The following is a 12,883-nucleotide window of genomic DNA, read 5'->3' on the forward strand; positions in this document are numbered from 1 at the left end:
GGCCATGGCCGTTTATTTGCATGAAGAAGATTTGCCCGAGGGCGTGTTCGCGCCCGGGGCCGATATCGCCGTCGATACAGAGACGATGGGGCTGATCACCCCGCGTGATCGCCTGTGCCTCATCCAGCTGTCGGATGGCGGCGCGGACGAGCATCTGGTCCGGTTCGGACCGGACAGCGATTATGCCGCGCCCAACCTGCGCGCGCTGCTCGCCGATCCCGCGCGGGTGAAGCTGTACCATTTCGCGCGATTCGATCTCGCGGCGGTGCGCCACTATCTCGGCGTCACCGCTGCGCCGGTCTACTGCACCAAGATCGCGTCGCGCCTCATCCGCACCTACACCGATCGCCACGGGCTCAAGGAACTGGTGCGCGAGCTGCTCGGCGTGGAGCTGAGCAAGCAGCAGCAATCGTCCGACTGGGGCGGCCCGGTGCTGTCCGACGCGCAAAAGGAATATGCCGCGTCCGACGTGCGCTACCTGCACGCAATGCGTGAGGAGCTCGACCGCCGTCTGGCGCGCGAGGGGCGGACTGTGCTGGCGCAGGCGTGCTTCGAATTCCTGCCGCATCGCGCCGACCTCGACCTCGCGGGCTGGCCGGAGACGGATATTTTTGCCCATGCGTGAGTTTGGTTCGCGGTACCGGCCCGCTCCCCCACCCGGCCACTCAACGCCAGTATCCTATGGGTGGCCGGGTGGGGGAGCGGGCCGGTGCCGTTCCACCGAAGGTGCAAAATATGTCTGAGATCGCTGTCCAGGAACGCTCGCGGCGCAAGCGCTGGGCGCGGCCTGGCAGCAGCCACGACCGTATCGTGCGGACGTTGCTCGCCGTCCTGCCCGCCGGGATCGGCGTGCTCGGCGCATTTCTGGTGATGGCGCCGCTGTTCATGGGCGGCGACGTGTCGTTCATGCTCGACAAGAACAAGGTCGATGTCGCGAGCGAGCGGCTGCGCATCCAGTCGGCGCGCTATCGCGGCGCCGATGCCAAGGGCCAGGCCTTTGTCCTTCAGGCCGGGTCGGCGGTGCAGAAAAGCTCGGCCGAGCCGATCGTGCAACTGCAGGATCTGATCGCGGGGATCCAGCTTTCGGATGGCCCGGCGCAGGTCAAGGCGGACAAGGGTCGGTACGACATGGAGAGCGAACAGGTCGCCGTCGATGGCCCGATCCAGTTCCGCACCACCGATGGCTATCGCCTCGACACGCGCGATTCGACCATCGATCTGAAGTCGCGCCAGCTGACCGGAACCGGCAAAGTCGCGGGCAGCACGCCGCTCGGAAACTTCAGCGGCGACAAGATGACTGCCGATCTCGACAAGCGAACCGTAAAAATAGAAGGTAATGCCCGCTTGCGGATCGATCCCAAGCGCGCAAATAGGTGACATGGTGCACCGCACATCCCGCCCGTTCCTGATTGCCGCTTCGGCGGCGCTGGCCACTACCGCTCTGCTGGGCGGGGCGGCGCTGGGCCAGTCGGGCCATAATTCGAACGCGCCGATCGATTTCGACGCGCAGAGCATCCAGCTCGACGACCGCGCCAACCGCGCGATCTTGTCCGGCGGGGTCAAGATTACTCAGGCGAACATGACCCTGACCGCCGCGCGCGTGACGGTGACCTATAGCGGTCAGATCATCGATGGCTCGCCCGCCGCCACGCGCTTTGACGCGTCGGGCGGGGTGACGGTCACCCGACCGGACCAGAAGGCGCGCGCGCAATATGGCGTGTACGACATCAACCGCCGCGTCATCACGATGCTCGGCAATGTCTCGCTCACCCAGGGTGGTAACACCGTCAGCGGCGGTCGGCTGACGCTCGATCTCGACAGCGGGCGCGCGTCGATCGACGGATCGGGCGTCGGCACCACCCGCGCACCCGATGGTACGGTCGTGCGATCGGGCGGGCGCGTCACCGGGCGCTTCACCGTCCCGAAGCGCGACTGATCGACCCAATCGGGCGGATCGTCGCCCTTCTTCATGCACAAAACTTGCCAAGTGACTGTGCGGTGGGGATTCGGTAAGCATCCCCTGCGATCAGGAAGAGCAGCATGGCAGACGTCGAGACACTGGAACCCGAAACCATCGACGCGAGCGCGCCGCCCGCATCGGGCCTTGCCGTCGTGTCGATCGCGAAATCCTATGACAAGCGCGTCGTGCTGTCGGATGTGTCGCTGACGGTCGGGCGCGGTGAGGTGGTCGGGCTGCTCGGCCCGAACGGCGCGGGCAAGACGACCTGCTTCTATTCGGTGATGGGCTTGGTGAAGCCCGATGCCGGCCGCATCATGCTCGACGGCAACGACATCACCCCCTTGCCGATGTACCGCCGCGCGGTGCTGGGCCTTGGCTATCTGCCGCAGGAAACCTCGATCTTTCGCGGGCTTTCGGTCGCCAAGAATATCTCCGCCGTGCTCGAGCTGGCCGAGCCGGACAAGGCGGCGCGCGAGGCCAAGCTGGAAAAGCTGCTCGACGAATTCGGCCTCACGCGCCTGCGCGACGCGCCGGCAATGGCGCTGTCGGGCGGTGAACGCCGCCGCGCCGAAATCGCCCGCGCGCTCGCCGCCGACCCGTCGATCATGCTGCTCGACGAACCGTTCGCGGGCATCGACCCGATCTCGATCGCCGACATTCGCGATCTGGTGAAGGAGCTGAAGACGCGCAACATCGGCGTGCTGATCACCGACCATAATGTCCGCGAGACGCTCGACATCGTCGATCGCGCGTCGATCATCTATGACGGCCGCGTGCTGTTTGCCGGGTCGCCCGCCGATCTGGTCGCCGACACGAATGTGCGCCGCCTGTATCTCGGTGAAGGCTTCTCGCTCTAAATCCGATGAGTCTGGCCCCTCGCCTCGATCTGCGCCAGTCGCAATCGCTGGTGATGACGCCGCAGTTGCAGCAGGCGATCAAGCTGCTCGCGCTGTCCAATCTCGAGATCGAGACCTTCATCGCGGAGGAGATCGAGAAGAACCCGCTGCTCGAAACCGGGCGCAGCGAGGAGGAGCGCGGGGAGGCGGCCGAGCCGGTCGAACCGTCCGACACCTTCACCGAACGCGACGACGGCCCGGCGGATTCGAGCGAATTGCTGTCGTCGGGCGAAGCGACCGGAGAGGCTGCACTCGACGTCGATCTGACCGCCGAGACCTTCCATCATGACAGCGCCGCCGATTCGGTCGGCGGGCTCGACGGTGGCCTGGGCATGAGTGGCACGGGCAGTGGCGGGGCCGGGGGCGAGGATGGCACCGACTTCGACAGCTTTTCCTCCCCCGACCTCAGCCTCGCCGACCATCTGACGGCGCAGGTCGGCGCGGTGATCGACGGCGCGGACCTGTTCATCGCCCAGCATCTGATCGATCAGATCGACGAGTGCGGGTATCTGACCGCCGCATTGCTCGACATCGCGACCCGGCTCGGCGTGCCGCTGGCGCGCGTGGAGGCGGTGCTGGCGGTGATCCAGACGCTCGACCCGACCGGGGTCGGCGCCCGCGACCTGGCCGAATGTCTCGCGCTGCAGGCGAAGGAGGCGGATCGCTACGACCCGTGCATGGCCGCGCTGATCGCCAATCTCGACCTGCTCGCGCGCGGAGAACTGGCGCGGCTCAAGCGCATCTGCGGCGTCGATGACGAGGATATGGCGGACATGATCCGCGAGCTGCGCAGCTACGATCCCAAGCCCGGCTGCCGCTATGGTGGTGAGCCGGTGCCGGCGGTCACGCCCGACATTTTCGTCGCGCGGCGCGCCGAAGCCTGGGCAGTCGAACTCAACAGCGCGACACTCCCGCGCGTGCTGGTCAACCGCGCCTATTACACCGAAGTGTCGGCGGGGCCGCAGGACAAGGGCAGCAAGGCGTGGCTGAGCGACATGCTCGCCAGCGCCAACTGGCTGGTCAAGGCGCTCGACCAGCGCCAGCGCACGATCATCAAGGTGGCCAGCGAGATCGTGAAGCAGCAGGAAGCGTTCTTCCGCAACGGCGTCAGCCATCTAAAGCCGCTGACGCTGCGCCAGATCGCCGACGCGATCGAGATGCACGAATCGACCGTCAGCCGCGTGACGTCGAACAAGTATCTCAGCTGCGCGCGCGGCCTGTTCGAGCTGAAGTACTTCTTCACCAGCGCAATCCAGTCATCCGAAGGCGGCGATGCGGTTTCGGCGGAGGCGGTGAAGAGCGCCATCCGCACGCTGATCCAGGCCGAGGATCCCAAGAAGATCCTGTCCGACGATACGTTGGTCGAGATGCTCAACGCCAAGGGCTTCGACATCGCCCGGCGCACGGTGGCCAAATATCGCGAATCGATGGGGATTGGCAGTTCGGTCCAGCGGAGACGGCAGAAGGCGCTGGAGGGGGCTTAGCGCCCTGGCCGACCCACTCCGTTAGCCCTGAGCTTGTCGAAGGGCGCAGTGCCACAGCTGATTTAGCCGGCCCTTCGGCAGGCTCAGGGCAAACGGGGGTAGGGGCACATTACTCCCCCCGACCCGCCTCCTTCGCAATCGCCCCCAACTCCCGATCAAACAACCGCGCCGCCATCACTGCCGTTGCCGCCGATCGCGCGAAAAACGCCTTCGGGATCGTCTCGAAATCGTCGGCCGGCTGGTGATAGTCGGGATAGTCCTCAACCCCCAGATAAGCGAACGGGATGCCTTTGCGGTGAAACGCATAATGGTCCGACCCGGCGGTCCAGTCGTCGCTTCCCTTCCACGGCGGTCCGTCATGCCCGATCTTCAGCGTGACCGGCGCGGTGCCCGCCAGCCGCTCGAACCGCGCGCGCAGGAACGGCGCGTGATGCGCCCCGGCGATCCACAATTCGCCCTTGTCGCTGCGGCTCATCATGTCGAGATTGAGGTTCAGCGCGATTCGCCTGAGCGGTACCGGCGGCGTCTCGACAAAGGCACGCGCGCCATACATCCCCTGTTCCTCGGCATCCCACAGCGCAAAGATCACGTCATGCTGGGGCCGAGCGCGCGCAAAATCCTCGGCGATCGACAGCAACGTCGCGACCCCCGACGCATTGTCGTCCGCGCCATTAAGCACCTTGCCGCCGCGAACCCCGAAATGGTCGTAATGCGCGCCGATCACCAGCACCCGGTCGCTCGTACCCGTCCCACGGATGCGGCCGACCAGATTGACCCCGTTCAGCGCCGCGTCCTTGTGCTGCGCGGTGAAGGGCTGCTCATAGCCTGCGCCATAGGGCTCGATCCCAATCGCCTGCATCCGCCCGGTCAGATAGGCGCGGGCCTTGGCCGATCCCGGCGTGCCGACCAGCCGACCAGCCATGTCATCGGCAGCGAGGATGCGGACATCCTCGAACAACTGGTCCGGCGATGCGACGGCAGGGGTGAGCAGGGCGGCGGCGAGGGCGAACGAACGAAGGAGCATCTTCACTGCTTCGCGACCAACCGGCTGGGCGGCAAGCGAAAAGCTAAGCGGCGCGACACCGCAACAATTCCACTGTTGCAGTCGCCCGCATCCGCCGCCAAGCACGGGCCATGACCAGCATCGGCATCTACGGCAGCCTTGGCCGCATGGGCACCGCCATCCGCGACATTCTGGCCGTTCAGGGCGTCCGCCTCGCGGGCGGCGCGGATGCCGGGGACGATCCCGTCGAACTCGCCCGCGCCGCCGATGCGCTGGTCGATTTCTCGAGCGCCTCGGCGCTCGCCGCGCATCTCGCCGCCGCACGCGATGCCGGGACGCCGATCGTGATCGGCACCACCGGCCTCAGCCCTGCCGACCATGCCGCGATCGACGAAGCCGCACGCGACATCGCAGTGCTTCAGACCGGCAACACCTCGCTTGGCGTGGTGCTGCTCACCCGGCTGGTGCGTGAGGCTGCGGCGCGGCTCGGTCCCGACTGGGATATCGAGATCGTGGAGGCGCATCACCGGCACAAGCTCGACGCCCCTTCGGGCACCGCGCTGATGCTGGGCGAGGCGGCAGCCGCCGGGCGCGGCGTCGCGCTGGGCGAGGTCCGCGTCGCCGACCGCGCCGGCCTGTCGGGCGCGCGGGCAGAGGGGACGATCGGCTTTGCCTCGCTGCGCGGGGGCAGCATCGTCGGCGATCACAGCGTGATGCTGGCGACCGAGGGCGAGCGGATCGAACTGGCGCACTTTGCCCAGGATCGCGCGATCTTCGCGCGTGGCGCTGTGCGCGCGGCGCTGTGGCTCGCGGGCCAGCCCGCCGGGCGCTACACGATGGACTCGGTGCTCGGACTTTGAAGAAGGCAGACGTTTTCGCCTTTTTCGAGCGGCTGGCATCGGCCAATCCGCATCCCGAAACCGAACTCGAATCGGTCAACGACTATACGCTGCTGGTGGCCGTCGTGCTGTCGGCGCAGGCGACCGATGCTGGCGTCAACAAGGCGACGCGGCGGTTGTTCGCTGAGGTCGATACGCCTGAAAAGATGGTCGCACTGGGCGAAGAGGGCCTCAAGCAGCGCATCAAGACGATCGGCCTGTTCAACAGCAAGGCCAAGAACGTCATCGCGCTCAGCGAAGCCCTGATCGCGCAGCATGGCAGTCAGGTTCCGGAGGACCGCGACGCGCTGGAAAAACTCCCCGGCGTCGGGCGCAAGACCGCCAATGTGGTGATGAACGTCGCCTTCGGCCACGAAACCTTCGCGGTCGATACGCACCTGTTTCGCGTCGGCAACCGCACAGGTATGGCACGCGGCAAGACGCCGCTGGCCGTGGAGAAAAAGCTGGAAAAGGGAGTGCCGCAGCCCTTCCGCCTCCACGCGCACCACTGGCTGATTCTGCACGGCCGCTACATCTGCAAGGCGCGCACGCCCGAATGCTGGCGCTGCCCGGTCACGGACCTGTGCGCGTTCAAACCAAAGACGCCCGCGCCGAAGACGAAAGCGCCCACCGTTTAGGCTGGCGCACCGCATCGCGCTTTGCTAGGCGCGTTCGCCACGCACCCGTAGCTCAGCTGGATAGAGCGCTGCCCTCCGAAGGCAGAGGTCACAGGTTCGAATCCTGTCGGGTGCGCCAATTTCTTATCGTTCAGCCAGTCGCCGGACCGCGCCGTCGCGCGACCCGGCGGGCGGGCATTACCCCTTGCGGCTGGTCTCGAACAGGAACCAGGCGCGTTCCTCGGCCTGATCGGTCCAGTCGTCCAGCACGCCGCTGGTGGCGTTGTCCTTGGCCTCGTCGACGATGTCCTTGGCCTCGCGCAGCAGTTCGACCAGCTTGAGATTGTCCTCGCGCAGTTCGGCCAGCATCTTGTCGGCGCTGACGAACTCGGCGTCATTGTCCTTGATCGTCTGGTGCCGGGCGATGTCGCCGATCGAGCGCAGCGTGGTGTTGCCGGTCTTGCGCACGCGTTCGGCGATCACGTCGGTGGTCGCCAGGATCTGCGCCGCCTGCTCGTCGAGCATCAGGTGATAGTCGCGGAAATGCGGGCCGGAGACGTGCCAGTGAAAATTCTTGGTCTTGAGATACAGCGCGAAGCTGTCCGCCAGAATCCCGTTCAGCGCCTCGGCCACGCTCTTGGTATCGTTGCGGTTGAGGTCGGTCGGCGTTTTCAGCGCGGCGTCGGTGTCGGCCATGATGGAGTCCCTCGATGATAGTTGAGTCGGAGATGAAACGACTCTCTGCCATTTGGGGTCCATTCGTTCAGACGCAATTGCCCGATCAGGCTAATTGACGCGCTCGATCGTGGACTAACGCTAGATCAGGCGCAGCGCCGCCGCACCGATGATGCCGCCCGCGAGCAGGCACAGCAGTCCAAAGCCGATCCGAAACTGCCGAATCGGAAGCTGCCGCCAGGCAAGCTCTCCCATCAGCGCCGCAGCCAGATTGACGACGAAGATCGCCGCGCAGGCCCCGCCCAACGCGAACCACGGCGTCGGGCCGCGTACACCGAATGCCAGTGTGAAGAACTGCGTGGTATCGCCAAGCGCGAGGATGAAGATGCCGAGCAGCGGCGTGAGGAACGTGCCCAGCCGCCAGCCTTCCAGCCGGTCGGGCGCCTTGAGCCGCCACAGCGCGCCCATCGCGGCAAAGATCAGCGCGAGCGCAAGCAGCAGCTGCTTGGCATTGGGGGTGAGCAGGGGGGCGATCAACAGCGCGCCCGTCGCGGCGATGGCGTTGCCGGCGGCATGGGCGAACAGCGCGGCCAGCGCCACGGTGAAGGGGCGGCCATAACGATCGGCCAGAATCGCGACGAGCCAGGGCGAACGATCCCCGGCCTGGGTCAGCAATGCGGCGATGAACGCAGGGACCACCGCCTCCATAGACGATCGCTCAGCTGGCGAGTCGGATCGAGCAGGCGGCGGCGAACGCCGCGCCGGTGCGCGAATCGGTGCGCCCACACGCGACGGCGTCACGCAGCAGGGAAAGCCCATCGGTGATCATCGGCCCGCGCTGCCCCGATGCGAGCGCGGATTCAAGGGCATGCACGATGCACACCGCCGGGGTCAGGCCATTGGCCATGGCGATTCGGCGAATCGCGTCGAGATCGGCGGCAAGGTCCGAGGTCGCGGCGCGCGACGCACGCGCCCCGATCGAGTCGATTCGCTGGTGCAGCTCGTTCGTCAGAACCCAGTTCAGCCCCTCTGCCATGCTTGCCTCCATCGCCTTTTTCACCGCATGACACGAGCGTGCGACAACATGGTGAACAACCCGCTAACACGCGCTAATGGTCGACCACGCGCTTGACATTGCCGTGCCAAGGCGGCATGCGCCCCCTCCTGACAGCGGTCTGCCAGCGCGGGCCGCTTATTCTTTTTTGATTATTGCAGGACCCGGGCGATGGCCAAGCCGACTACCGTCAAGATCAAGCTCGTCAGCACCGCTGACACCGGCTTTTTCTATGTGACCAAGAAGAACCCGCGCAACCAGACCGAGAAGCTGAGCTTCCGGAAGTACGATCCCGTCGTGCGCAAGCACGTCGAGTTCAAGGAAGCGAAGATCAAGTAAGCTTCGCGCAAGCGAAGTTTACGCAGCCCCGGCGCAGGCCGGGGCCGCGCGCCACATGCGGGGCCGCAGAAGGATCGCTTCTGCGGCTTTTTGTGTGTTGAGCCGGAGCGGTCTGCCGCTGGCGGCCCCGGCCTGCGCCGGGGCGACGGGGTGGCTCACAACAACCCCTGCACCTCTTCCACAAAGCGCATCACCGAAATCGGCTTGGTGACATAGGCGTTCGCCCCCGCAGCGCGGATCCGTGCCTCATCCTCGTGCCCGGCATAGGCGGTGACTGCCATCACCGGGATCGACTTGAGCACCGGGTCGCCGCGCATCCTGCCGATGATGTCGATGCCGGAGATATGCGGCAGCTGAATATCCATGATGACGAGGTCGGGCGCAAAGCTGCGTGCGGTTGCCACCGCCTCTCGCCCGTCGCGCACCGGCGCGGTCTCGAACCCGTGCGCGCGCAGCAGGTCGCAGAAAAGTTTGAGATTGAGTTCGTTGTCCTCGACAACCAGCACCCTTTTTGCCACGCGATCCCTTCAACGAACGATTGGCCAACGAACGATTGGGCGAAGCACTAGGCGATGCGTGGCGCGGTGACAAATGAGGACGCGGGGACGCTGGCGCTGGGCGCGCTGGCCTGGGCCTTGTCCGACGCAGCGCGGGCGCACCGGTTGCTCGATTTGACCGGCCTGTCGCCCAACGACCTGCGGTCGCGGGCAGGCGATGCCGAAGTGCTCGCCGCCGTGCTGAGGTTTCTTGAGGCGCATGAGCCCGACCTGATCGCCTGTGCCGAGGCGACCGGGACCACCCCCGCCGCACTCGTCGCTGCCCGCCACGCGCTGGAGACCGCATGAAGCCGCTATTGATCTGTGACTGCGACGAAGTGCTGCTGCACATGGTGCGGCATTTCGGGACCTGGCTCGACGAGACGCATGACATCGCGTTCGACCTGACCAGCCATGAATGGGCGCGGGCGATGAAGCCGCGTGACGGCAGCACGCTGACGCCCGAGGCGATGTGGGGCTATCTCGACGGCTTCTTCCCCGCCGAAATGGCGCGGCAGACGTTGGTGCCGCACGCGCGCGAATCGCTCGCGGCGCTGGCGGAGCAGGCCGACATCGTCATCCTCACCAATCTCCGCGACAATTGCCGCGAACACCGCATCGCCCAGCTCGACACCCACGGGATCGTCCACCGCGTCGAGTGCAATCAGGGCGGGAAGGGGCGTCCGGTCGCGCAACTCGTCGAGGGACATGGCGCCAGCGTTGCGGTGTTCGTCGATGATCTCGCGACCCATCACGAATCGGTCGCGCGCGAAGCCCCGCACGTCTTCCGCCTGCACATGGTGTCCGAGCCCAGGCTTGCCCCGCATGTGCCGGTCGCGCCGCACGCGCACGCCCGCATCGACGACTGGCGGGAGGCGCAGCGCTGGATCATCGCGCGCTTCGCCGATGGCGCGCCCGCCCCGCATCACACCCCTCATGGAGATTGAGCATGACCGACATCCACGCCCGCCTCGCCGAACTCGGCCTCGAACTGCCCGAAGCCGCTGCGCCGGTCGCGGCCTATGTCCCCACGGTCACGGCGGGCGGGCTGATGCATGTGTCGGGGCAGCTGCCGTTCAAGGATGGCGTGGTGATGACCGGCCGCCTCGGCGAGGATCGCGACCTGGCCTATGGTCAGGAAGCCGCCGAGCGTTGCGCGTTGATGGTCGTCGCGCAGATCGGCAAGGCGCTGGGCGGGTTCGACCGGGTCGAGCAGATCGTGAAGCTCGGCGTGTTCGTGAACTCGGATCCCGCCTTCACCGAACAGCCCCAGGTCGCCAACGGCGCGTCGGAGCTGATGGAAAAGCTGTTCGGCGAGTCTGGCCGTCACGCGCGTGCGGCGGTCGGCGTCGCGGTGCTTCCGCGCGGTGCTGCGGTTGAGATCGACGCGATCATCGCGGTTAAGTAACGAACGGGGACGGTCACAAGTGTGACAATCCTGTTGCGCCGCCGCAACAGCGGCGGCGCAATTGCGTTGACCAGGCGAAATGGAATTGTGCAGCGCAACGAAATGCTGCAACTTTCGCGCAGTGGGAGGCAATAGCCGCGCCGGAACGCAGGTTCCGAGCCAATGCGGCAGCCCTTCCGCTGCAGGTGGGGACCGAAATCGCACCAAGACGAAAGGGATCCCATGCGTTTGACCAAGTCCATCGCCGGCGCGCTGCTGCTCGCCGCCACCGCCACCCCTGCCTTTGCGCAGGACGAGACCGATGCACCCGACGCCTTCACCATCACCGGTTCTGCGACGGTCGTCAGCGACTATCGCTTCCGCGGCTTCAGCCAGACCAACGAAGAAGCGACGATCCAGGGCGGCTTCACCGTCGCGCATGAGAGCGGCGCTTATATTGGCACCTGGGGCTCGGGCATCGGCTTTGCCAACGGCACCGAAATCGACGTGTTCGCGGGCTTCGCCACCGAAGTCGCGTCGGGCCTGACCGCCGACATCGGTGCGACCCTCTATCTCTATCCCGGCGCGTCGGACACGACGATCATCGAGCCCTATTTCGCGCTGACCGGCACCGTCGGTCCGGCGACGATCAAGGGCATGGTCGCCTGGGCGCCGAAGGGCCAGATCGCGCTGGGCGATGCCGGCGCATTCTATACCTCGGCCACCGCCACGGTCGCGATTCCCGACACGCCCTTCAAGCTGAAGGGAAGCCTCGGTCATTCGTGGAGCGACAGCTTCCTCGGCGGCTATGACGGCGACAGCAAGGTGCTCGACTATTCGATCGGTGCCGAAGCGAGCTGGAAGGTCCTGACCTTCGGCATTTCCTATGTGAACACCAACGAAGACGCACCGTTCAAGGAAACCTTTGGCGCGGACGGCGCGGTGCTGTTCACGCTCGGCGCGGCTTTCTAAGCCAGTCGATCGCAGGCAAAGCGAAGGGCCGCGGAACTCACGTTCCGCGGCCCTTTTGCTGTCCTGGCACCTCCCGCTTTCGCGGGAGGTGGCTTTTAAACCGTCAGTTCTGCGGCGTCGGCGAAGCGGCCGGGGCGGGGGTGCCCGCCTGGGTCTGCGCGTCGCGGCCATCGCCCTGCGGCGCGGCGACGATGTCGCGGGTCGTGCTGCCCTTGTCCACCACGCTGGTGTCGGGGCTGCCGACGCCCGAGCGGATGCCGGGATCAGCACTGGTGCGACCGCCCGCTGCGTCGAGCGCGGCACGCTCGCTCGCGCTGCGCGGGGCGCTGCCACCGAACAATGCGTCCAGCGCCTGCTGCGCGGGGCCGCCGGCATCCTGCGGACGCGGCGCGCCGGGCTGGGGCGGGCGCATTGCGAAGTCGGGCGGGATCACCAACGGCGCCTGACGCGCCACGGCGAATTCGTCGGGCCGCTTGCGGTCGCCCAACAGGCTGCTGCCGCAGCTGGCGAGCAGGGTCGCCGCGCCGCACACAGCGACAACAAGCACGGACTTACGCATTGGCATTCTCCACAGGGGCGCCGGTGTCATCGGCCTTGGGTTTTTCTCGCACGAACAGCGCCCGGATGAGCAGGATCAGGACGCCGATGGTAATCGCAGCATCGGCGACGTTAAAGACCAAAAAAGGGCGCCATTCGCCAAAGTGCAGATCGGCATAGTCGACGACATAGCCAAAGCGCATGCGGTCGACGATGTTGCCAAGCGCGCCGCCCAGCACCAGCGATAGCGCCAGCATGTCGTTGCGGTTCTCTTCCCTGAGCATCCACCAGCCCACGCCGCCCGCGATCCCCGCGGTCAGCGCGACCAGCGCCCAGCGCATCGTATCGGTCTCTGCGGCGAGCAGGCCCAGCGACACGCCGATATTGGCGACGAAGCGCAGGTCAAAGAACGACACGACCTCGATCGCCTTGCCCGGTGCGTCGATGCCCAGCCCCTCGACCACCCATGCCTTCATCGCCTGATCGGCGACAAAGATCAGCAGGGCGAGGGCGAAGCCGATCGTGCGGTTGCGAGTCATGGGTCC

General features: G+C 66.3%; 19 protein-coding genes and 1 tRNA gene. 13 read left to right on the forward strand and 7 right to left on the reverse strand.

Translation table 11 applies throughout. The features are described 5' to 3' along the window. Positions 1 to 4: 4 nt before the first annotated feature. The 5 genes from VGN66_RS10565 to rpoN all read left to right on the forward strand — a co-directional run bounded on the left by VGN66_RS10565 (position 5) and on the right by rpoN (position 4,340). Entirely contained in the window at positions 5 to 625 is a 621-nt protein-coding gene (locus tag VGN66_RS10565; protein WP_327518777.1) for a ribonuclease D, read from the forward strand. A gap of 110 nt (positions 626 to 735) precedes the next feature. Continuing rightward, complete coding sequence (gene lptC / locus VGN66_RS10570) at positions 736 to 1,377, forward strand: LPS export ABC transporter periplasmic protein LptC (RefSeq protein ID WP_327518778.1); 642 nt, start codon at positions 736 to 738, stop codon at positions 1,375 to 1,377. 4 nt (positions 1,378 to 1,381) lie between these two features. Next, entirely contained in the window at positions 1,382 to 1,936 is a 555-nt protein-coding gene (locus VGN66_RS10575) for an LptA/OstA family protein (protein WP_414713202.1), read from the forward strand. Between the two features lie 104 nt (positions 1,937 to 2,040). Beyond that, entirely contained in the window at positions 2,041 to 2,817 is a 777-nt protein-coding gene (gene lptB, locus VGN66_RS10580; protein WP_327518779.1) for an LPS export ABC transporter ATP-binding protein, read from the forward strand. Positions 2,818 to 2,822: 5 nt separating this feature from the next. Next, positions 2,823 to 4,340 carry an RNA polymerase factor sigma-54 gene (gene rpoN / locus VGN66_RS10585; protein ID WP_327518781.1) on the forward strand — a complete coding sequence of 506 codons (1,518 nt, stop codon included), beginning with the start codon at positions 2,823 to 2,825 and terminating at the stop codon, positions 4,338 to 4,340. A 109-nt stretch (positions 4,341 to 4,449) separates the two neighbouring features. Here the strand turns inward: rpoN and VGN66_RS10590 are convergent, their stop codons facing one another. Further along, entirely contained in the window at positions 4,450 to 5,364 is a 915-nt protein-coding gene (locus VGN66_RS10590) for a M20/M25/M40 family metallo-hydrolase (protein WP_327518782.1), read from the reverse strand. Between the two features lie 110 nt (positions 5,365 to 5,474). On the opposite strand from VGN66_RS10590, the gene dapB reads away from it, so the two are divergent. The 3 genes from dapB to VGN66_RS10605 all read left to right on the forward strand — a co-directional run bounded on the left by dapB (position 5,475) and on the right by VGN66_RS10605 (position 6,977). Continuing rightward, on the forward strand, positions 5,475 to 6,203 hold the full coding sequence (dapB, locus tag VGN66_RS10595; RefSeq protein ID WP_327518783.1) for a 4-hydroxy-tetrahydrodipicolinate reductase: 729 nt from the start codon (positions 5,475 to 5,477) through the stop codon (positions 6,201 to 6,203). Beyond that, on the forward strand, positions 6,200 to 6,859 hold the full coding sequence (nth, locus tag VGN66_RS10600) for an endonuclease III (RefSeq protein WP_327518784.1): 660 nt from the start codon (positions 6,200 to 6,202) through the stop codon (positions 6,857 to 6,859). Before dapB ends, nth begins: the two co-directional genes overlap by 4 nt. Positions 6,860 to 6,900: 41 nt before the next feature. Further along, positions 6,901 to 6,977: transfer RNA gene (locus tag VGN66_RS10605), tRNA-Arg, on the forward strand. Between the two features lie 59 nt (positions 6,978 to 7,036). Here the strand turns inward: VGN66_RS10605 and VGN66_RS10610 are convergent. From VGN66_RS10610 to VGN66_RS10620, 3 genes are all read right to left on the reverse strand, one after another. After that, on the reverse strand, positions 7,037 to 7,534 hold the full coding sequence (locus VGN66_RS10610; protein WP_327518785.1) for a Dps family protein: 498 nt from the start codon (positions 7,532 to 7,534) through the stop codon (positions 7,037 to 7,039). Positions 7,535 to 7,654: 120 nt separating this feature from the next. Further along, positions 7,655 to 8,221 (reverse strand): TMEM165/GDT1 family protein, encoded by a 567-nt coding sequence (locus tag VGN66_RS10615; protein WP_327518786.1) that lies wholly within the window; start codon positions 8,219 to 8,221, stop codon positions 7,655 to 7,657. Between the two features lie 10 nt (positions 8,222 to 8,231). After that, on the reverse strand, positions 8,232 to 8,549 hold the full coding sequence (locus VGN66_RS10620) for a hypothetical protein (RefSeq protein ID WP_327518787.1): 318 nt from the start codon (positions 8,547 to 8,549) through the stop codon (positions 8,232 to 8,234). Between the two features lie 189 nt (positions 8,550 to 8,738). Between VGN66_RS10620 and rpmG the strand changes: the two genes are divergently transcribed. Continuing rightward, entirely contained in the window at positions 8,739 to 8,906 is a 168-nt protein-coding gene (gene rpmG / locus VGN66_RS10625; protein ID WP_066664926.1) for a 50S ribosomal protein L33, read from the forward strand. Positions 8,907 to 9,061: 155 nt separating this feature from the next. On the opposite strand, the gene VGN66_RS10630 is transcribed toward rpmG, so the two are convergent. Further along, complete coding sequence (locus tag VGN66_RS10630) at positions 9,062 to 9,424, reverse strand: response regulator (RefSeq protein ID WP_224921001.1); 363 nt, start codon at positions 9,422 to 9,424, stop codon at positions 9,062 to 9,064. Positions 9,425 to 9,478: 54 nt separating this feature from the next. On the opposite strand from VGN66_RS10630, the gene VGN66_RS10635 reads away from it, so the two are divergent. The 4 genes from VGN66_RS10635 to VGN66_RS10650 all read left to right on the forward strand — a co-directional run bounded on the left by VGN66_RS10635 (position 9,479) and on the right by VGN66_RS10650 (position 11,801). Then, the gene (locus VGN66_RS10635; RefSeq protein WP_327518788.1) at positions 9,479 to 9,751 is read left to right on the forward strand and encodes a DUF3572 family protein; all 273 of its coding nucleotides are present in this window, start codon (positions 9,479 to 9,481) and stop codon (positions 9,749 to 9,751) included. Beyond that, positions 9,748 to 10,389, forward strand: coding sequence for an HAD family hydrolase (locus tag VGN66_RS10640; RefSeq protein WP_327518789.1), 642 nt, complete (start codon positions 9,748 to 9,750; stop codon positions 10,387 to 10,389). Before VGN66_RS10635 ends, VGN66_RS10640 begins: the two co-directional genes overlap by 4 nt. Positions 10,390 to 10,391: 2 nt before the next feature. Further along, positions 10,392 to 10,850, forward strand: a complete 459-nt coding sequence (locus tag VGN66_RS10645) for a RidA family protein (RefSeq protein ID WP_327518790.1) — start codon at positions 10,392 to 10,394, stop codon at positions 10,848 to 10,850. Between the two features lie 222 nt (positions 10,851 to 11,072). Beyond that, the gene (locus VGN66_RS10650; RefSeq protein WP_327518791.1) at positions 11,073 to 11,801 is read left to right on the forward strand and encodes a TorF family putative porin; all 729 of its coding nucleotides are present in this window, start codon (positions 11,073 to 11,075) and stop codon (positions 11,799 to 11,801) included. Between the two features lie 103 nt (positions 11,802 to 11,904). Here VGN66_RS10650 and VGN66_RS10655 read toward each other — a convergent pair whose 3' ends face one another. Together VGN66_RS10655 and lspA are read right to left on the reverse strand one after the other, a co-directional pair. Beyond that, the gene (locus VGN66_RS10655; protein WP_224921006.1) at positions 11,905 to 12,360 is read right to left on the reverse strand and encodes a DUF3035 domain-containing protein; all 456 of its coding nucleotides are present in this window, start codon (positions 12,358 to 12,360) and stop codon (positions 11,905 to 11,907) included. Beyond that, positions 12,353 to 12,877, reverse strand: a complete 525-nt coding sequence (lspA, locus tag VGN66_RS10660; RefSeq protein ID WP_327518792.1) for a signal peptidase II — start codon at positions 12,875 to 12,877, stop codon at positions 12,353 to 12,355. Before lspA ends, VGN66_RS10655 begins: the two co-directional genes overlap by 8 nt. Between the last annotated feature and the right edge of the window lie 6 nt (positions 12,878 to 12,883).

This window comes from Sphingomonas sp., assembly GCF_035998645.1.
Lineage (GTDB): Bacteria > Pseudomonadota > Alphaproteobacteria > Sphingomonadales > Sphingomonadaceae > Sphingomonas.